Annotated in this window: 20 protein-coding genes; 12 read left to right on the top strand and 8 right to left on the bottom strand. The window is 58.2% G+C overall.

Features of this window, described 5'->3' with window-relative positions; all coding sequences use genetic code 11:
• Window positions 1-104: 104 nt before the first annotated feature.
• On the bottom strand, window positions 105-1,013 hold the full coding sequence (locus KGB25_RS26020; RefSeq protein WP_223437272.1) for a flagellar protein MotY: 909 nt from the start codon (window positions 1,011-1,013) through the stop codon (window positions 105-107).
• A 159-nt stretch (window positions 1,014-1,172) separates the two neighbouring features.
• Between KGB25_RS26020 and pyrC the strand changes: the two genes are divergently transcribed.
• Together pyrC and rnt are read left to right on the top strand one after the other, a co-directional pair.
• Complete coding sequence (pyrC, locus tag KGB25_RS26015) at window positions 1,173-2,219, top strand: dihydroorotase (protein WP_008036439.1); 1,047 nt, start codon at window positions 1,173-1,175, stop codon at window positions 2,217-2,219.
• Window positions 2,216-2,893 carry a ribonuclease T gene (gene rnt / locus KGB25_RS26010; protein ID WP_008036438.1) on the top strand — a complete coding sequence of 226 codons (678 nt, stop codon included), beginning with the start codon at window positions 2,216-2,218 and terminating at the stop codon, window positions 2,891-2,893. Before pyrC ends, rnt begins: the two co-directional genes overlap by 4 nt.
• A gap of 165 nt (window positions 2,894-3,058) precedes the next feature.
• Here rnt and KGB25_RS26005 read toward each other — a convergent pair whose 3' ends face one another.
• Window positions 3,059-3,661, bottom strand: coding sequence for a peroxiredoxin (locus KGB25_RS26005; RefSeq protein ID WP_008032158.1), 603 nt, complete (start codon window positions 3,659-3,661; stop codon window positions 3,059-3,061).
• A gap of 312 nt (window positions 3,662-3,973) precedes the next feature.
• Here KGB25_RS26005 and KGB25_RS26000 point away from each other — a divergent pair, with 312 nt between their 5' ends.
• Window positions 3,974-4,192: a bacterioferritin-associated ferredoxin gene (locus tag KGB25_RS26000; protein ID WP_008032160.1), complete on the top strand. Its 219-nt coding sequence runs from the start codon at window positions 3,974-3,976 to the stop codon at window positions 4,190-4,192.
• A 129-nt stretch (window positions 4,193-4,321) separates the two neighbouring features.
• Here the strand turns inward: KGB25_RS26000 and KGB25_RS25995 are convergent, their stop codons facing one another.
• Window positions 4,322-4,567 carry a HigA family addiction module antitoxin gene (locus KGB25_RS25995; RefSeq protein ID WP_223437270.1) on the bottom strand — a complete coding sequence of 82 codons (246 nt, stop codon included), beginning with the start codon at window positions 4,565-4,567 and terminating at the stop codon, window positions 4,322-4,324.
• A 152-nt stretch (window positions 4,568-4,719) separates the two neighbouring features.
• Between KGB25_RS25995 and KGB25_RS25990 the strand changes: the two genes are divergently transcribed.
• The 4 genes from KGB25_RS25990 to bfr all read left to right on the top strand — a co-directional run bounded on the left by KGB25_RS25990 (window position 4,720) and on the right by bfr (window position 8,396).
• The gene (locus KGB25_RS25990) at window positions 4,720-5,115 is read left to right on the top strand and encodes an EamA family transporter (protein ID WP_008036437.1); all 396 of its coding nucleotides are present in this window, start codon (window positions 4,720-4,722) and stop codon (window positions 5,113-5,115) included.
• A 4-nt stretch (window positions 5,116-5,119) separates the two neighbouring features.
• Entirely contained in the window at window positions 5,120-6,577 is a 1,458-nt protein-coding gene (locus KGB25_RS25985) for a UbiA family prenyltransferase (protein WP_008036436.1), read from the top strand.
• Window positions 6,571-7,812, top strand: coding sequence for an ArnT family glycosyltransferase (locus KGB25_RS25980; protein ID WP_207285861.1), 1,242 nt, complete (start codon window positions 6,571-6,573; stop codon window positions 7,810-7,812). The genes KGB25_RS25985 and KGB25_RS25980 overlap by 7 nt, the downstream gene beginning before the upstream one ends.
• A 107-nt stretch (window positions 7,813-7,919) precedes the next feature.
• Window positions 7,920-8,396 (top strand): bacterioferritin, encoded by a 477-nt coding sequence (gene bfr / locus KGB25_RS25975; RefSeq protein WP_223437268.1) that lies wholly within the window; start codon window positions 7,920-7,922, stop codon window positions 8,394-8,396.
• Window positions 8,397-8,572: 176 nt separating this feature from the next.
• Here bfr and grxD read toward each other — a convergent pair whose 3' ends face one another.
• The 3 genes from grxD to KGB25_RS25960 form a co-directional block, all read right to left on the bottom strand.
• On the bottom strand, window positions 8,573-8,914 hold the full coding sequence (gene grxD, locus KGB25_RS25970; RefSeq protein ID WP_008032163.1) for a Grx4 family monothiol glutaredoxin: 342 nt from the start codon (window positions 8,912-8,914) through the stop codon (window positions 8,573-8,575).
• 97 nt (window positions 8,915-9,011) lie between these two features.
• Entirely contained in the window at window positions 9,012-11,117 is a 2,106-nt protein-coding gene (locus KGB25_RS25965; RefSeq protein ID WP_223437266.1) for a molybdopterin oxidoreductase family protein, read from the bottom strand.
• A 134-nt stretch (window positions 11,118-11,251) separates the two neighbouring features.
• Window positions 11,252-11,542 (bottom strand): hypothetical protein, encoded by a 291-nt coding sequence (locus tag KGB25_RS25960; protein ID WP_207285863.1) that lies wholly within the window; start codon window positions 11,540-11,542, stop codon window positions 11,252-11,254.
• 407 nt (window positions 11,543-11,949) lie between these two features.
• On the opposite strand from KGB25_RS25960, the gene argF reads away from it, so the two are divergent.
• Together argF and KGB25_RS25950 are read left to right on the top strand one after the other, a co-directional pair.
• On the top strand, window positions 11,950-12,870 hold the full coding sequence (gene argF / locus KGB25_RS25955) for an ornithine carbamoyltransferase (RefSeq protein ID WP_032829003.1): 921 nt from the start codon (window positions 11,950-11,952) through the stop codon (window positions 12,868-12,870).
• The gene (locus KGB25_RS25950) at window positions 12,867-13,976 is read left to right on the top strand and encodes an ABC transporter ATP-binding protein (protein ID WP_008040856.1); all 1,110 of its coding nucleotides are present in this window, start codon (window positions 12,867-12,869) and stop codon (window positions 13,974-13,976) included. Before argF ends, KGB25_RS25950 begins: the two co-directional genes overlap by 4 nt.
• 126 nt (window positions 13,977-14,102) lie before the next feature.
• Here KGB25_RS25950 and KGB25_RS25945 read toward each other — a convergent pair whose 3' ends face one another.
• Together KGB25_RS25945 and ybaK are read right to left on the bottom strand one after the other, a co-directional pair.
• On the bottom strand, window positions 14,103-14,885 hold the full coding sequence (locus KGB25_RS25945; RefSeq protein ID WP_008032170.1) for a PhzF family phenazine biosynthesis protein: 783 nt from the start codon (window positions 14,883-14,885) through the stop codon (window positions 14,103-14,105).
• A 15-nt stretch (window positions 14,886-14,900) separates the two neighbouring features.
• Entirely contained in the window at window positions 14,901-15,371 is a 471-nt protein-coding gene (gene ybaK, locus KGB25_RS25940; protein ID WP_007971306.1) for a Cys-tRNA(Pro) deacylase, read from the bottom strand.
• 369 nt (window positions 15,372-15,740) lie between these two features.
• Here ybaK and KGB25_RS25935 point away from each other — a divergent pair, with 369 nt between their 5' ends.
• From KGB25_RS25935 to KGB25_RS25925, 3 genes are all read left to right on the top strand, one after another.
• Window positions 15,741-16,592, top strand: a complete 852-nt coding sequence (locus KGB25_RS25935) for an MIP/aquaporin family protein (protein WP_008032171.1) — start codon at window positions 15,741-15,743, stop codon at window positions 16,590-16,592.
• 75 nt (window positions 16,593-16,667) lie between these two features.
• A complete protein-coding gene (glpK, locus tag KGB25_RS25930) occupies window positions 16,668-18,173 on the top strand; it encodes a glycerol kinase GlpK (RefSeq protein WP_008032172.1) in 1,506 nt (501 codons plus the stop codon).
• A 95-nt stretch (window positions 18,174-18,268) separates the two neighbouring features.
• Window positions 18,269-19,024: a DeoR/GlpR family transcriptional regulator gene (locus KGB25_RS25925; protein ID WP_008032173.1), complete on the top strand. Its 756-nt coding sequence runs from the start codon at window positions 18,269-18,271 to the stop codon at window positions 19,022-19,024.
• Window positions 19,025-19,068 lie beyond the last annotated feature (44 nt).

Genomic DNA, 19,068 nt, shown 5'->3' with positions numbered 1-19,068 from the left:
AAAGCCGTCAAGTCTACCGGTCATGCAGGATAATTTACAGAGGCGCGACAGCTTATGACGACGAAGCGACAGATTATGTCGAGCGGGCGACGATGACAGCCGGTTCAGTATGTCTTCGCGGGGTTCGCCGATGCGGTTGTCTGAGGCGCCGGTTGCTCGGTGGGTGCGACCCGCGCCAGATGCACATTGACCCGACGGTTCTTCGCCCGATTGGCGGCATTGGTGTTGGGTGCCAACGGATAACGCTCGCCGTGAAAGCGCACGGTGATCTGCGATTCCTGAAAACCGTTGGCCTTGAAGAACTCCATGACCGCCAGGGCCCGACGCCGCGACAGGTCACGATTGGCCAGGCGATTGCCGCTGTTGTCGGAGTGGCCGTCGAGTTCGATGTGATTGACCGTCGGATCGGCCTTCATGAACTCCAGCATGACCTGCAACTGAGCCTTGGCCTGTGCGTCGAGATCCAGGCCGTCGCCGGGAAAGCCGATCTGCGTTTGTTTGACTTGCTCGAAATTCTTCGGCAGCAGCTTCGCCACACAGCTTTGATAATCGTTGAACGCCTTGCTGAACTTGACCGGCAACAACCGCACTTCCGACACCCGGCCATCGCCCGAAGAATGTCGAACGACCGGGCTGCGCCCGTCCATCAGGCCACTGATCAGGCGTCCGGCCTGAACTTGCGAACTGTTGAACAGCACATTGCCGCTACCAATCCGCACGGAGCCCAGATTGATGTCGCCCCGCCCCGGCTGCCAGGGCGCTGCGGCTGCCAGCAGGGTCGCCGAGCCGCCGCCGACCATCGAGTTATAGGCTTTCAGACGAAACGTCGCCTGCTCGCCGGCGCGGCGCACGAACTCACCCGAACCGAAATCGGTGATCGGTTGAGTCAGGCGGCACTCGAACTTGTCCCCTTCGACCGTCCACTCGATGCTCTCCAGACGGGTCTGGAAAGTGAGCGCCATCGCGGGAAGGCTGGCAAACACGCTGAGCAAGGCTAAATAACGCTGGCGCACGGGAGGCTCCACTGGCTTCTACAACAAAAAGACCGACACACACATGTTTACGGCATACCTGTTGGATATCGGAAGCTTCCCGCAAAACTTGATAGCGAGTGCCTGAGAGAGTCTTTTCCGGTAGCATTCCCTTCAGTTTGACCCGCCTGGAATCCCCTCATGTCCGACCGCCTGACCCTGCTGCGTCCCGACGACTGGCATATTCATCTTCGCGATGGTGCCGTGTTGACCAATACCGTTGCGGATGTCGCGCGCACCTTTGGTCGCGCCATCATCATGCCCAACCTGGTACCTCCGGTGCGCAACGCCGCTGAAGCCGACGGCTATCGCCAGCGGATTCTCGCTGCACGTCCGGCTGGCAGCCGTTTCGAACCGTTGATGGTCCTTTACCTGACCGACCGCACCCAGCCCGAAGAAATTCGTGAGGCCAAGGCCAGCGGTTTCATTCATGCCGCCAAGTTGTATCCGGCCGGCGCGACCACCAACTCGGACTCTGGCGTCACCAGCATCGACAAGATCTTCCCTGCGCTTGAGGCCATGGCCGAAGTCGGGATGCCTTTGTTGGTTCACGGTGAAGTCACCCGTGGCGATGTCGACGTGTTCGACCGCGAAAAAATCTTCATCGATGAGCACATGCGTCGTGTGGTCGAGCGTTTCCCGACGCTCAAAGTGGTGTTCGAACACATCACCACCGCGGACGCCGTGCAGTTCGTCAACGAGGCTTCGGCCAACGTTGGCGCGACCATCACCGCGCATCACCTCTTGTACAACCGCAACCACATGCTGGTGGGCGGGATTCGGCCGCACTTCTATTGCCTGCCGATCCTCAAGCGCAATACGCATCAGGAAGCCCTGCTCGACGCCGCCACCAGCGGCAGCGAAAAGTTCTTCCTCGGCACCGACTCGGCGCCTCACGCCCAGCATGCCAAAGAAGCCGCGTGCGGCTGTGCCGGTTGCTACACCGCTTATGCGGCGATCGAGATGTACGCCGAAGCGTTCGAACAACGTAACGCACTGGACAAGCTCGAAGCCTTCGCCAGCCTCAACGGCCCGCGCTTCTATGGCCTGCCGGTGAACACCGATCGCATTACTCTGGTCCGCGACGAGTGGACCGCCCCAACCAGCCTGCCATTTGGCGAGCTGACCGTTATCCCGCTGCGCGCCGGTGAAAAACTGCGCTGGCGCCTGCTGGAGGAACACGCGTGAGTGAAGACCATTACGACGACGAACAGGACGGTCAAGGCGGCGGAGGTGGTCCACGCCACCCGATGGCAGCTCGATTCCGTGGATACCTGCCAGTCGTTGTCGACGTTGAAACCGGTGGTTTCAACTCTGCCACTGACGCTTTGCTGGAAATAGCCGCTACCACGATCGCCATGGACGAGAAGGGTTTTGTATACCCTGACCACACCTACTTCTTCCGTGTCGAGCCTTTTGAAGGCGCCAACATCGAAGCGGCCGCGCTGGAGTTCACCGGGATCAAACTCGATCACCCGCTGCGCATGGCGGTGAGTGAAGAAGCGGCGCTGACCGATATTTTCCGCGGCATCCGCAAGGCGTTGAAAGCCAACGGCTGCAAGCGGGCGATTCTGGTCGGGCACAACAGCAGCTTCGATCTGGGCTTCCTGAACGCGGCGGTTGCGCGCCTGGACATGAAGCGCAACCCGTTTCATCCGTTCTCCAGCTTCGACACGGCCACCCTGGCCGGTCTGGCGTACGGTCAGACGGTGCTGGCGAAAGCCTGTCAGGCCGCCGATATCGACTTCGACGGTCGCGAGGCTCACTCGGCTCGCTACGACACAGAGAAGACGGCCGAGCTGTTCTGCGGCATCGTCAATCGCTGGAAACAGATGGGCGGCTGGGAAGACTACAACGACTGATCGGCTTTTCGTAGGAGCCGGCTTGCTGGCGATTCAGCCACCGCGGTTTGTCTGATTACCGAGGCGCCTGGATCGCCAGCAAGCCGGCTCCTACAGGAATCACCGCTTCTCCGCCCATAAAAAAACCGGCCTCAACGGCCGGTTTTTTTGTGCCTCGAATGCGCCTTACAGGGCAGCAGCATTCTCGGTCAGGTAAGCCGCGACGCCTTCGGTCGAAGCGGTCATGCCTTTGTCGCCTTTTTTCCAGTTGGCAGGGCAAACTTCGCCGTGCTCTTCGTGGAATTGCAGAGCGTCGACCAGACGGACCAGCTCTTCGATGTTACGGCCCAGTGGCAGGTCGTTGATGATCTGCGAGCGGACAACGCCTTTGTCGTCGATCAGGAACGCGCCACGGAAAGCCACGCCGCCTTCGGATTCAACATCGTAGGCCTTGGCGATTTCGTGTTTCAGGTCAGCTGCCATGGTGTAGCGAACTTCGCCGATGCCACCATTGTTGACCGGGGTGTTGCGCCACGCGTTGTGGGTGAAGTGCGAGTCGATCGAAACAGCGATCACTTCAACGTTGCGGGCCTTGAAGTCGGACATGCGGTTGTCCAGAGCGATCAGCTCGGATGGGCAAACGAAGGTGAAGTCCAACGGGTAGAAGAACACCAGGCCGTATTTGCCTTTGATGGCCGACGACAGGGTGAAGCTGTCGACGATTTCGCCATTGCCGAGTACGGCTGGTACGGTGAAGTCAGGGGCTTGCTTGCCTACGAGTACGCTCATTGAATATCTCCTGGTGTAAAAACGTGAAGTTCCGGGTTTGCGCCAGCCTGCCACCCTCAGGCGACAGCCCTGTGACACCCACCCGCTTCATAAGGACCGGCCATCATACACTGCGTTTTTGAGCTGTCCTCAACGGATTTTCACCGACAGGCCAAATTCCCGGCGACACGCTTACTGGCAGATTGCCCTAGGAAAACCGTTCGTCAGTCACCCTCGCTTATAACGCAAAGCTTTCAGAAACCACTTTGACAATCATTCTCGTTAACATTAAGATCCATCGCAATTGAGTCATAACCAGCGACGGTTTCAGTTATGTATGTCTGCCTCTGCACTGGCGTCACCGACGGACAAATCCGCGAAGCAATCTATGAAGGTTGCTGCAGCTACAAGGAAGTCCGCCAAGCTACCGGCGTAGCCAGCCAATGCGGCAAATGCGCCTGCCTTGCCAAGGAAGTGGTGCGTGAAACCCTGACCAAATTGCAAACAGCCCAGGCTGCGATTCCTTTCCCTGTAGAATTTACTGCCGCGTAAATACCCCATTCCAAAGAAACGGACTTCATGTCCGCCTATATTTAGCTTTATATTTTAAAGAATTCTATACAAAACAAGGGCTTGCAGCGATGCAGGCCCTTGTCGTTTCTGGTCGTGGTTACTCATGGGTTACGCTGGCACTTCATGCAAACGTACGATATTCGGTTGCCCTCGGTGTTCGGCCTGCCACAAGTCATAGGCTGCCTTCATGGCCAGCCACTGGCGGCCGGTGCTTATACCGGCGAGTTCCAAGCGCAGCGCCAGGTCAGCAGAAATCGCTGCATGACCGTTGAGCACGGTCGATAGGTGGACACGCGAATAGCGTCCCCGCTTTCGACTTTGCTGACACTTCTCGTTCTCCTTCTCCTTGCTCAAGGGCCGACCAAAGTTGTTTGGCTACTGGGAGCTAAAATTTCCTGTTCCCTCCTGCTTTGATTTTCCGGCCGAGAGCGTTTCCTGCCGAATTGACGCAATCCAATGTCGCTGCTACACAAATAGAACGCGACACAAACTCGGGGGAGGGCGCTTTGTTAAATCTCAGCCTAGTAAAAAACGTTTATGCGCTCATCCTGATTAGCGTCACGATATCCGCCTTTGCGCAGATCGCCCTCAAGGCCGGCATGGACTCCCCTTCCGCCCAGAGGGTGATCGCAGAAGGAGGGGCACGAGCATCAGCATTGCTCGATATTGCCCTCAACCCCCTAATATTGCTCGGCCTTTTCCTGTATTTCAGCAGTGCGGCGGTCTGGCTGATGGTGCTATCCAAGGTGCAGGTCAGTTTCGCCTATCCGTTCGTGGCACTGGGCTTTGTGCTTACGGCCGTGCTCGGCCGCCTCGTCTTCAATGACACCTTCTCCGCGGCCAAGGTCATCGGCACATTGCTGATCATGAGCGGGGTTGTCGTGATGGCGAGGGGGGCGTGACGTCATGACGAACATGAACGAAATCGATGACGCGCCGATTCCGCTTTGCGTGGATCTGGATGGCACACTGGTGCGCACCGACATGCTGCTCGAAACATTTCTGTTGCTTGCAAAGACCTCGCCTCTCTCGCTCGCCTCCCTGCCGGGCTGGCTCATGAAGGGCAAGGCGAGCCTCAAGCACCGCATCGCCGAGCGAGTAACGATCGATGCAGCTAGCCTCCCCTATCGCACCGATGTGCTAGTCCTGATCGAAACCGCCCGCGCAGCGCAGCGCCCTATCATTCTTGCCACGGCATCTTGCGCCGGCGTCGCCAATGGTATTACGGACCATCTGGGCCTCTTCGACGAGGTACTGTGCAGCGACGAAGGCACCAATCTTTCCTCCCACGCCAAGGCTAGTATGCTCGTCGAACGCTTTGGCGAACGAGGCTTCGACTATATCGGCAACGACAAAGCGGACTTGCCCGTATTCGCACGGGCGCGCCGGGCGTTTCTGGTTTCCTCACAGGACGGTCTGAGGCAAGCGGCGCGGGATCGCAATCACGACATTGATTTTATAGAGGATCCAAGCGGTGGTTTTCGTGTCTGGTGGAGAGCCCTGCGCATTCAGCAGTGGCTGAAGAATCTCCTTGTCTTCGTCCCCCTGCTAGCGGCGCATCAGGTGACGAATCCGCAACTATTGTTCTGGGCGATCCTTGCCTTCATCTCGTTCAGCCTGTGCGCCTCGTCCGTCTATCTGCTGAATGATCTGCTCGACCTGCCCGCAGATCGCAAGCATCACCGCAAGAAGAACCGGCCTTTTGCCGCTGGGACCTTGTCCGTGAAATCGGGCATCGCCGCCATCCCCTTGCTGCTTGGTTCATCCCTGATACTTGCGCTGCAATTGCCGCCACGCTTTCTCGTTGTGCTCGGTGTCTACTATTTTCTGACCGCTGCCTATTCCTTCCTGCTGAAGAAGCAGGTGATCGTCGATGTGATGATACTGGCCAGCCTTTATTCGATTCGTGTCATAGCGGGCGCCGCCGCGACGGATATCAAACCGTCCTTTTGGTTACTCGCTTTTTCCATGTTCATCTTCCTCAGTCTTGCCCTGGTGAAGCGTTACTCGGAGCTGCGGGATACTGCCTTTTCGGTCAAGTTGTTGCCTGGTCGCGGTTATCGTCCTGAAGATCTGCCGGTGGTGCTGGCGCTTGGCTCATCCAGCGGCATGATCAGCGTTCTGATCCTCGCCATGTACACGCAGGCCGAGATTGTGCCCGTCATGTATCCTTCGCACGAATGGTTGTGGTTTGCGCCTTCGCTCATGCTCTATTGGACTGCACGCCTGTGGATGAAGACTGTGCGAGGCGAGGTGGATGAAGACCCCGTGCTCTTCGCGGCGCGGGACTGGCAGAGCATCGTCGTGGTAGCACTGATGGGCTGCACATTCTTCATGGCAATAAGTGGTCCTTCCTTATGGTGAACACAACATGGCTACTCGCACAGGCCAGCTTCAAGTCAGGTGTCTTGCCCATTCTGATGCTGACTTTTGCGATCCGGTTGATATGGGGACTATTGGTTCCAGTAAGCCCTGTATCGGACGCGAACATGTATCACAGCTTCGCGCAGGAAATCGCCGCAGGCCGAGGCTATGTCTATCCTGGTGGTGAAGCCACGGCTTACTGGCCTGTTGGCCCGTCCGCCCTTTACGGCGCCTTTTATGCGTTGTTGGGCGTGCATGGCTGGGTAGTCATTCTTGTCAACCTGATTCTCAGCTCTATATCGGTAGCTGGAATCTATCAACTCGGCCTTTTGTATTTTGACAGGACGATCGCACGCATCGCGGCGCTGCTATTCGCCTTCTGGCCCGCATGGATCGCCTTCACCACCGTTCCAAACAGCGAATTGCCTCTCATGACGCTGGTGATCTGGGCTTTTGTGGCTCGTGGTACGGGGAAGTTGCCGCACTGGGCTCGCACCGTTCTGTCGACTGCTCTTCTGGTCGCCGCCGCATTCATGCGGCCGACGGTTCTACCGCTTATTGTTTTGCTACCGCTTCTGGATCAGCCCTTCCGTAAACCCGCGCAAACTGTTCTGCACGTCATTCTGGCGCTGGTCGTCGCAGCAATATTGCTGACTCCTTGGGCAGAGCGTAATCGCGCTTTATTTGGCGAGCCGGTACTTATTTCTACGAATTTCGGTATCAATCTGTGGATGGGCAATAACCCCCAGGCAAATGGGGCCTATATGTCGGTGCCCGAGATAAATCTCAATACAAAAAACGAAGTAGTCCGCGATAACCATTACAAAGGTCTCGCGCTCGACTTCATTCGCGAAAATCCAGGTCTCTATCTTCGGTTATGCCTGAACCGGGTCGCCCACAGCTTTGATCGCGAAAGCATCGGCATAGCATGGAACCAGAACTCGCTAGCTCCTGCATTGCAACCGATACTCAAGGCTGGCTCTGCCGCCTATTGGTTAGCAATTTTCTCCCTCTCTCTCATTGGCGTCGGAATATTTCTCCGGGAAAATCCTTTGCGTTTTTTCGATCCGCTGGTGGTAACGCCCGCCTTGTTTGCAACCGTGGCTCTGCTGATCGTCGGCCAGGATCGCTATCATATGCCGATGACGCCGTTCATCGCCTTGTTTGCTGCCTTTTTCATCAATCACATCCTGCACCGTCGATCATCTCGATCAGTGCCGGATACTGCTGCTTAGTTATGATTCGTATGTTCATTTAAGTTTCAATAAGTTAGGTTTGACACTCTTAGTTGTGCGGCTCAAACTCTGGTTTATAGACAGCTATTACAGGGCAGGACCCCATCATGAAAGGCGACATTACAGTCATCCAGCATCTCAACAAGATCCTTGCCAATGAGCTGGTCGCGATCAATCAGTATTTTCTGCATGCGCGCATGTATGAAGATTGGGGTCTGAACAAGCTCGGAAAGCACGAATACCACGAGTCCATCGACGAGATGAAACACGCGGACAAGCTGATCAAGCGCATCCTGTTCCTGGAAGGCCTGCCTAACGTGCAGGACCTGGGCAAGCTGCAGATCGGCGAGCACACCCAGGAAATGCTTGAGTGCGACCTGCGCATCGAACGCACCGGCCATGCCGACCTGAAAGTCGCGATTGCTCATTGCGAAACCGTTGGCGACTACGGTAGCCGTGAACTGCTCGAAGATATTCTTGAATCCGAAGAAGAACATATCGACTGGCTGGAAACCCAACTGGGCCTGATCGATAAAATCGGTCTTGAGAACTATCTGCAATCGCAGATGGGCGAAGACGAGTAAGTTAGCGCCCGTTAGATTCAAGACAATAAAAAGCCCCGCTCTCTTTTAAGAGGCGGGGCTTTTTTGTGCCTGCGGCTATTGTAGGAGCGAAGCTTGCTCGCGAAAGCGGTGTGTCAGGTACAACGCCTTCGCGGGCAAGTCGGAACGCCGAACCGCTCGCTCCTACAGAAAGCAGGTCAAGCTTCGGTCTTGGCAGCAGCGGCGGCTTCAACAGCCGCTTTGATGGTGCTTTGCAGCGAACCGTCTGCAGCCATCTCGGTCATGATGTCGCTACCGCCGACCAGCTCACCACCGACCCACAGCTGCGGGAAAGTTGGCCAGTTGGCGTATTTTGGCAGGTTGGCGCGGATTTCCGGGTTCTGCAGGATGTCCACGTACGCAAACTTTTCACCACATGCCATCACGGCCTGTGCGGCTTTCGCGGAGAAGCCACACTGCGGGGCATTCGGCGAACCTTTCATGTAAAGCAGAATGGTGTTGTTGGCAATCTGCTCTTTAATCGTTTCGATGATATCCATGAAGCACCTCGGCTGAACTTTCCGACTCGGGGGTCGGCACGGTGGCGCATTGTAACGGAAAGCCGAGCGCCATGCTCGGTCTCCCCGACAGACTCAATCAAGCCGCCGCTACGGTCACCGGCACACCGTTCAATGCCGCATTCCCCGACAACTCATCGAGCTGACACTCGTCGGTCAGGTCATTGGCACTGGAACCTGGCTGGCCGCTGGCAATCGTCATCTGCACGCCAGGCCGCGCATGGCCCCAACCGTGCGGCAGGCTGACCACACCTTTCATCATATCCTGACTGCCCAGCACTTCCACTTCGATCATGCCGACCCGGGAACTGACCCGCACCCGCTGCCCATCGCTGAGCCCGCGACTGGCAAGGTCGTCCGGATGCATCAGCAACTGATGACGCGGCTTGCCCTTCACCAGTCGGTGATAGTTGTGCATCCACGAGTTATTGCTGCGCACGTGACGACGGCCAATCATCAGCAGTTCATCAGCCGCCGGAGCTTGCAGCGCCGCAAATCGCGAGAGGTCGGCAAGGATCGCCGCCGGTGCTGCCTGAACGCGCTGGTTGGCGGTTTTCAGGCGTGGCGCCAGATTGGATTTCAGCGCGCCAAGGTCGACGCCATGCGGCTGATCAAATAGCGTCGCCAAAGACAGCTTGTGCAGCGAGGCGTCGCCATACAGCCCCATTCGCAAACCACGATCGATCATCTGCGCAGGGGGAATCGTCGGTTTCAGTTCCTTGCCGGTCTTCGCGGCAAAGGCCTTGGCCAGCCCGACGAAAATCTCCCAGTCGTGCAACGCGCCTTCCGGCTTGGCCAGGATCGCGCGATTGAACCGGCTGACGTTACGCACCGCAAACATGTTGAACGTGGTGTCGTAGTGATCGTTTTCCAGAGCGGAAGTCGACGGCAGGATCAGGTCGGCATAGCGCGTGGTTTCGTTGATGTACAAGTCAACACTGACCATGAACTCCAACCCGTCAAGCGCCTGCTCCAGTTGCCGGCCATTGGGCGTCGACAACACCGGATTGCCGGCCACAGTAATCAACGCGCGAACCTGCCCTTCCCCTTCGGTGAGCATCTCTTCGGCCAGCGCCGACACTGGCAGCTCGCCGCTGTATTCCGGACGCCCGGACACGCGGCTCTGCCACAGATTGAAATGTCCGCCCGAGGTAGATGCCACCAGGTCCACCGCCGGTTCGGTGCACACCGCACCACCGACGCGATCAAGGTTGCCGGTGACCAGGTTGATCAACTGCACCAGCCAATGGCACAACGTACCGAACGCCTGGGTAGAAACGCCCATACGGCCATAACAAACCGCTGTCGGCGCCGCCGCGAAGTCCCGCGCCAATTGGCGGATCTGCTCGGCCGGCACGGCACACAGCGGGCTCATGGCTTCGGCGGTGAAAGCCGCGACGGCCTTGCGCACGTCATCCAGGCCGTCGACCGGCAAATGGCTGTCGCGGGTCAGGCCTTCAGCAAACAACGTGTTGAGCAGCCCGAACAGCAATGCTGCGTCGCCGCCCGGACGGACGAACAGATGCTGATCGGCAATCGCAGCCGTTTCGCTGCGACGCGGATCGACCACCACCACTTTACCGCCCCGGCCCTGTATCGCTTTCAGGCGCTTTTCCACATCTGGCACGGTCATGATGCTGCCGTTGGAGGCCAGCGGATTACCACCAAGAATCAGCATGAAATCGGTGTGATCGATGTCCGGGATCGGCAACAGCAAGCCGTGGCCGTACATCAAATGGCTGGTCAGGTGATGAGGCAACTGATCGACCGAGGTCGCGGAAAACCGGTTGCGGGTTTTCAGCAGGCCAAGAAAGTAATTGCTGTGGGTCATCAGCCCGTAGTTGTGCACGCTGGGGTTGCCTTGATAAACCGCCACCGAGTTCTGCCCGTGGCGCTCCTGTATCCCTGCCAGGCGTTCAGCGACCAGGTTGAAGGCATCTTCCCACTCGATGGGTTGCCATTCGCTGCCAACGCGCAGCATCGGCTGACGCAGGCGGTCTGGATCGTTCTGGATGTCTTGCAGGGCAACGGCCTTGGGGCAGATGTGCCCGCGGCTGAACGTATCGAGGGCATCGCCCTTGATCGAGGTGATCTGCACATCACCATCGAGCTCGGTGGTCTCGATGGTCAGGCCGCAGATGGCTTCACACAGGTGGCAGGCACGGTGATGGAGAGTCTTGGTCATGGCCAGTCTCTGTCTTGTTCTGGGCGGGCAATAACGGCCGCGGGAACAAAACTATGGCGCGTGCCCCGCCACTGCGCCAGCGACGTTCGTCTTGTGAATCGGCGACCATCAGGCCAGCCGATGACCGCTCGGGATCAGTTTGACGGCAGCCTCGGTGGCGCCTGCAACTGAATCTCCTGGATGGTTTCAATCTGTTCGTGGGCGACATGCACGCCGGTGAGTTCGCCGATCAGCCGCCAGTGCTCGTCGAGCCCTGTGCTGATGGTGGCCATGCGGTCGATCATCCGCCGGCCAGCCGCCTTGGTCACCTCGTCGTTACTTCGCAAAAGCTCAAAGGACATTGAGGTCATGGAAGCGGTGAGATGCGTCAGTGAGCGGGCCGTGAGACCTAGTAATTCCATCAATTGCTGTTCTTTCGATTCCATTCCGAAGGCTTCCTGCGTCGCTCGTGACTTAGTTATAACCCAGCACATTGCATTAGCAAGTGTTACAAACGAGGCACATTGCCATCAGCTGGCTGGAATGCCGGGTCAGAAACCGACCATCAGCGCACCATGCCCGCCCTGTTTGATTGCAAAGCCCCGCAGCCGCAGTGTACAAATGAGCAGCTGCTGTCAGGAAACAGGCTTCAAAAGCGCTACTGCGGTCACCCCATAGCCCCTCTGAAATCCCCTAAAAACCGTAGCCCTATTGGTAAGACGCGACATTTAATTATAAGATCGCGCCTTCCCCTATTTCGTCGCCCTGTGCGGCTTACGCCGCAGGTCTCGCCCGTTTTCCAGTTAAACAAGGCTTTGAGCATCTGCGGTTTGTAGCAAAAAGGTAGTCAATGATGAGCGCAAGGCACTTTCTCTCCCTGATGGATTGCACGCCCGAAGAGCTGGTCAGCGTGATCCGTCGAGGCGTTGAGCTCAAAGACCTGCGTAACCGCGGCGTACTGTTCGAGCCCCTGAAAAACCGCGTGCTCGGGATGATTTTCGAGAAGTCCTCGACCCGTACCCGGATCTCGTTCGAGGCCGGCATGATCCAGCTCGGTGGCCAGGCAATCTTCCTGTCGCCGCGCGACACGCAACTGGGCCGTGGCGAACCGATCGGCGACGCCGCCATTGTCATGTCGAGCATGCTCGATGCGGTGATGATCCGTACGTTTTCCCACAGCACCCTGACCGAATTCGCCGCCAATTCGCGCGTCCCGCTGATCAACGGCCTGTCCGATGACCTGCACCCGTGCCAGTTGCTGGCCGACATGCAAACCTTCCTCGAACATCGCGGCTCGATCCAGGGCAAGACCGTTGCCTGGATCGGCGACGGCAACAACATGTGCAACAGCTATATAGAAGCGGCGATCCAGTTCGACTTCCAGTTGCGCATCGCTTGTCCTGAAGGCTATGAACCCAATCCTGAGTTCGTGGCCAGCGCCGGTGACCGGGTGACCATCGTCCGGGATCCGAAGGACGCCGTGCGCGGCGCGCACCTGGTGAGCACCGATGTCTGGACCTCCATGGGCCAGGAAGAGGAAACCGCCAAGCGCCTGAAGCTGTTCGCACCGTTCCAGGTCAACCGCGCCCTGCTGGACCTGGCCGCCGATGACGTGCTGTTCATGCATTGCCTGCCCGCCCACCGTGGCGAGGAAATCAGCCTCGACCTGCTCGATGACCCGCGCTCAGTCGCCTGGGATCAAGCGGAAAACCGTCTTCACGCACAAAAGGCCCTGCTCGAGTTTCTCGTTCCGCCTTCGTACCACCACGCATGAGCCAGCCATTACTGCTTAACCTGCGCAACCTCGCTTGCGGCTATCAAGACCAGCGCGTCGTGCAGAACCTCAACCTGCATTTGAATGCCGGTGATATCGGTTGCCTGCTCGGCTCTTCGGGCTGCGGCAAAACCACGACGCTGCGGGCGATTGCCGGTTTTGAACCGGTGCACGAAGGTGAAATCACCCTGGCGGGCGAGACGATCTCCAGCGCCGGCTTCACCCTCGCACCGGAGAAACGCCGGATCGGCATGGTGTTCCAGGATTACGCGCTGTTTCCGCATTTGAGCGTGGCCGAAAACATCGCGTTCGGGATTCGCAAGCATCCGCAAAAGGACCGTGTGACCGAAGAGCTGCTGGAACTGGTCAACCTGAAAAACCTCGGCAAACGCTTTCCGCACGAGCTTTCCGGCGGTCAGCAACAGCGTGTTGCCCTGGCTCGCGCCCTGGCGCCGGAACCGCAATTGTTGCTGCTCGACGAACCGTTTTCCAACCTCGACGGCGAACTGCGGCGCAAGCTCAGCCACGAAGTGCGCGACATCCTCAAGGCCCGTGGCACCAGCGCGATTCTGGTGACCCACGACCAGGAAGAAGCCTTCGCGGTAAGCGATCATGTCGGGGTTTTCAAGGAAGGTCGCCTGGAACAGTGGGACACGCCCTACAACCTGTATCACGAACCGCTGACGCCCTATGTGGCCAGTTTCATCGGTCAGGGATACTTCATTCGTGGTCAGCTGAGCAGCCCGGAATCGGTGCAGACCGAGCTGGGTGAGTTGCGCGGCAATCGGGCCTACACCTGGCCGATTGGTGGCGCCGTGGACGTATTGTTGCGCCCGGACGATATCGTTTATGCACCGGACAGTGGCTTGAAGGCGCGGATTGTCGGCAAGTCGTTCCAGGGTGCGTCGACGTTGTATCGGTTGCAGATGCCGACGGGCGCGCAGCTGGAATCGATTTTCCCGAGCCATGCCGATCATCTGGTCGGTGCAGAAGTTGGCATCCGGGTTGCCGCTGAACACCTGGTGTTGTTCCAGGCGTCCGGCAGCATCGCCGCGCAGATTCCGACGGTCGAATCCGGCGTTCGTCGTTACAGCACCGCCAGCTGATACCTGAATCTGTAGGAGCGAGCGGTGCGGCGATCCGACTTGCCCGCGAAGGCGTAGTGTCAGTCGATATTTGCATTGCCTGACACTACGCCTTCGCGGGCAAGCCTCGCTCCTACGGGATTGGGGTTAACCGAGGATCAGCATTCCGCTCGCAACCAGCGTTGCATTCCCGCCGATCTTCACCCGATCGCCTTCCAGCCGACAGAACAACTCCCCGCCTCGCTTCGAACACTGATACGCCGTCAGGCTCGACTTGCCCAAACGCTTCGACCAATACGGGATCAAACTGCAATGGGTCGAACCGGTCACCGGATCCTCATTGATACCGATCGCCGGCGCGAAGTACCGCGACACAAAATCATGCTTGCTGCCCTTGGCGGTGACGATGGCTCCCGGCCACGGCAGTTTGGCCAACGCGACCATGTCGGGCTGACAGTCGAGCACGGCCTGCTCCGACTCCAGCACCACGAATAACTCATTCGAACCCAACACATCGACCACGTCGACGCCCAAAGCACGTTCGACATCCAGGGTCACGCCGACTGCAGACGGCACGATTGCAGGGAAATCCAGCCACAAGCGGCCACCCTCACGACTCACGCTCAGCGGGCCGGACTTACAAATGAAGTCCAGGCGTTCGACCGGCTCCTTATAGATCTCGAACAAGACATAAGCGCTGGCCAGGGTGGCATGCCCACACAAAGGCACCTCGGTGGTCGGAGTGAACCAGCGGATGTGCCAACCCTGCCCTTCACGCACCACAAAGGCCGTTTCGGCGAGGTTATGTTCAGCGGCGATTTTCTGCATCAACTCATCGGCGAGCCAGGCATCGAGTCGATAGACCATCGCCGGGTTACCGCTGAACGGTCGCTCACTGAACGCATCGACCTGATGGAACTCAAGCTGCATAACCTTCTCCCTGATTCAGGCGCGGCCGATATCGGCGAACTTGGCCTGGGTATGTTCGGCCAGTACCGCGGGGGCCAGTTCCACTTCCAGGCCACGTCGACCGGCACTGACAAAAATGCTGGCAAAGGGTTGGGCCGAATTATCGATAAACGTGCGCAGGCGCTTTTTCTGTCCCAGCGGGCTGATACCGCCCAACAGATAACCCGTCGAGCGCTGCGCTGCGGCAGGGTCGGCCATTTCGACTTTTTTCACCCCGGCGGCATGCGCCAGGCCCTTCAAGTCCAGACTTCCGACGACCGGCACCACCGCCACCAGCAATTCCCCTTTTTCACTGGCCGCCAGTAACGTCTTGAACACTTGCGCCGGGTCCAGCCCCAGCTTCTCCGCGGCCTCCAAGCCATAGGACGCCGCCTTCGGATCATGTTCGTAACTGTGCACGCGATGTTCGGCACGAACTTTTTTCAACAAATCCAATGCGGGGGTCATGACAGCTCCAGACTGGGCGGCAGAGAAAAAATACTGCGCTGGATTCTAGGACATTGCCCCATAAAAGGCTCTATCACGGCAGCGTTTCCAGCGCTTGGCGCAATTCTTTACCGCTCGTCAGAGTTCGTCCGGTCCGCCAAACAAAACGATCATTCATGTGACTAATAGTTGCATTGTGACCGACAGTTCACTTTCGACCTTTGACAGCAGTGTTTCTTGTCTATATTTTTTCGAATCTGAATACAGTACAACGTGACAACGCAGTACCCAGCAGTAAGCCAGGAACAGGATGGGGATCCTGCCCTGGTGAAAATCGCGCTTTGGCCATGACGAAAAAAGCGCCAGACAACAAAAACAAAGAGGTTTTCAATGACAACTGCTTTACAACAACCGTCGCTTTCGAGCCAATGCATGGCCGAGTTTCTGGGCACTGCACTGCTGATCTTTTTTGGTACCGGTTGCGTTGCCGCGCTCAAGGTCGCGGGTGCCAGCTTTGGCTTGTGGGAAATCAGCATCATCTGGGGCGTCGGCGTCAGCATGGCGATCTACCTGACCGCCGGAGTTTCGGGTGCTCATCTCAATCCTGCCGTAAGCATCGCGCTGAGCATTTTCGCTGACTTCGAAAAACGCAAACTGCCGTTCTATATTCTTGCCCAGGTGGCCGGCGCCTTCTGCGGCGCGTTGTTGGTTTACACGCTGTACAGCAATCTATTCTTCGATTACGAACAAACTCACCATATGGTTCGTGGCACTCAAGCCAGCCTTGAACTGGCGTCGGTGTTCTCCACGTTCCCCAACCCGGTCTTGTCCACGGCCCAGGCCTTCCTGGTTGAAGTGATCATCACCGCCGTCCTGATGGGCGTGATCATGTCCCTGACCGATGACAACAACGGTCTGCCAAACGGGCCGATGGCGCCGCTGCTGATCGGCCTGCTGATCGCGGTGATCGGTAGTTCGATGGGCCCGCTGACCGGTTTTGCGATGAACCCGGCGCGTGACTTCGGTCCCAAACTGATGACTTTCTTCGCTGGCTGGGGTGAAATTTCCTTCACTGGCGGCCGCGATATCCCGTATTTCCTGATCCCGATTTTTGCACCGATTGTCGGTGCCTGCCTCGGTGCTGCAGCGTATCGCGGGCTGATTGCCCGTCATCTGCCCAGCGCCGAACCTGCTACAAAGGACGCAACACCGGCCATTGACGGCAAACCAAGAACTTCTTGATACCGTAGGCGCGTGATCCTGCCCATTTGGTCCCGCGCCTGACCTCACTCCCTTTTTTCGTCCAAGGCAATCGACATGACCGACATTCAGAATAAGAACTACATCATTGCCCTCGATCAGGGTACGACCAGCTCCCGCGCGATCATTTTCGACCGCGACGCGAACGTGGTTTGCACCGCCCAACGCGAATTCGCCCAGCATTACCCGCAAGCCGGTTGGGTCGAACACGACCCGATGGAAATCTTCGCCACCCAAAGCGCCGTGATGGTCGAGGCCCTGGCGCAAGCCGGCCTGCATCACGACCAGGTCGCGGCCATCGGCATCACCAACCAGCGCGAAACTACTGTGGTCTGGGACAAGACCACCGGCCGCCCGATCTACAACGCGATCGTCTGGCAGTGCCGCCGCAGCACCGAGATCTGCCAGCAGCTCAAACGTGACGGCCACGAGCAATACATCAGCGACACCACCGGCCTGGTCACCGACCCGTACTTCTCCGGCACCAAACTCAAGTGGATCCTCGACAACGTCGAAGGCAGCCGCGAGCGTGCGCGCAAAGGCGAACTGCTGTTCGGCACCGTGGACAGCTGGCTGATCTGGAAATTTACCGGCGGCAAAGTCCACGTCACCGACTACACCAACGCCTCGCGCACCATGCTCTTCAACATCCACACCCTGGAGTGGGATGCGAAGATGCTGGAGGTGCTGGATATTCCGCGCGAGATGCTGCCGGAAGTTAAATCCTCGTCAGAAATCTACGGCCACACCAAAAGCGGCATCGCCATCGGCGGTATCGCCGGTGATCAGCAGGCTGCCCTGTTCGGCCAGATGTGCGTCGAGCCAGGCCAGGCGAAAAACACCTACGGCACCGGCTGCTTCCTGCTGATGAACACCGGCGACAAAGCGGTGAAGTCCAAGCACGGCATGCTGACCACCATCGCCTGCGGCCCGCGTGGCGAAGTGGCTTACGCGCTGGAAGGCGCGGTGTTCAACGGCGGCTCCACCGTTCAGTGGCTGCGTGACGAACTGAAAATCATCAACGACGCCCACGACACCGAATACTTCGCCAACAAGGTCAAGGACAGCAACGGCGTGTACCTGGTGCCAGCCTTCACCGGCCTGGGCGCTCCGTACTGGGACCCGTATGCTCGTGGCGCACTGTTCGGCCTGACTCGCGGCGTACGCGTGGATCACATCATTCGTGCAGCGCTGGAATCGATTGCCTACCAGACCCGCGACGTGCTCGACGCCATGCAACAGGATTCCGGCGAACGCCTCAAAGCATTGCGTGTGGATGGCGGCGCGGTGGCAAACAACTTCCTGATGCAATTCCAGGCCGACATCCTCGGCACTCAGGTTGAGCGCCCGCAAATGCGCGAAACCACCGCACTCGGTGCGGCGTACCTGGCCGGTCTGGCGTGTGGCTTCTGGGGCAGCCTGGAGGAGTTGCGCGGCAAGGCGGTAATCGAGCGCGAATTCGAGCCGACACTGGACGAAACCGCCAAGGAAAAACTCTACGCCGGCTGGAAAAAAGCGGTCAGCCGCACTCGTGATTGGGAACCGCACGAAGGCGCTGAATAAGCCACGGACCGGACTCGTATCCGGTTGTAACTGGTCGGGAGCGGATTCCTGCGGCATCATGGGCAAATTTTGCACGGCAGCCCAAAGGAAGCCCCATGAATCTGCCTCCCCGTCAGCAGCAAATCCTCGAACTGGTCCGCGAACGCGGCTATGTCAGCATCGAGGAAATGGCCACGCTGTTCGTCGTTACACCGCAGACCATCCGCCGCGACATCAATCAGCTCGCGGAATCCAATTTATTGCGTCGCTACCACGGTGGCGCAGCCTACGATTCCAGTGTCGAAAACACCGCCTACGCCATGCGCGCCGATCAGATGCGCGATGAAAAGCAGCGTATCGGCGAAGCCATTGCCGCACAGATCCCCGATCACGCCTCGCTGTTCATCAACATCGGCACCACGACCGAATCGATCGCACGGGCGCTGCTCAACCACAACCATCTGAAGATCATCACCAACAACCTGCATGTGGCTTCGATGCTCAGCGCCAAGGACGACTTCGACGTTCTGCTGACCGGTGGCAATGTGCGGCGCGACGGTGGCGTGGTCGGCCAGGCGAGTGTCGACTTCATCAACCAGTTCAAGGTCGACTTCGCCCTCGTCGGTATCAGCGGTATTGATGAAGACGGCAGCCTGTTGGACTTTGATTATCAGGAAGTGCGGGTGTCGCAGGCGATCATCGCCAATGCGCGGCAGGTGATTCTGGCAGCGGACTCCAGCAAATTCGGGCGCAATGCCATGATTCGCCTGGGGCCGATCAGCTTGATCGATTGCCTGGTGACAGATCAACAGCCAGTGCCGGCGCTGGCGCAGTTGTTGAGTCAGCACAAGATTCGGTTGGAGGTTGTTTAACAACTTGTAGGAGCCGGCTTGCCGGCGATGGCCTACTTGAGGAC

The sequence above is a fragment of the Pseudomonas sp. BF-RE-21 genome (genome assembly GCF_019947305.1).
GTDB classification, from domain to species: domain Bacteria; phylum Pseudomonadota; class Gammaproteobacteria; order Pseudomonadales; family Pseudomonadaceae; genus Aquipseudomonas; species Aquipseudomonas migulae.
Note: the sequence above shows the minus strand (reverse complement) of the source record. Positions and strands in the feature narration are given on the sequence as shown.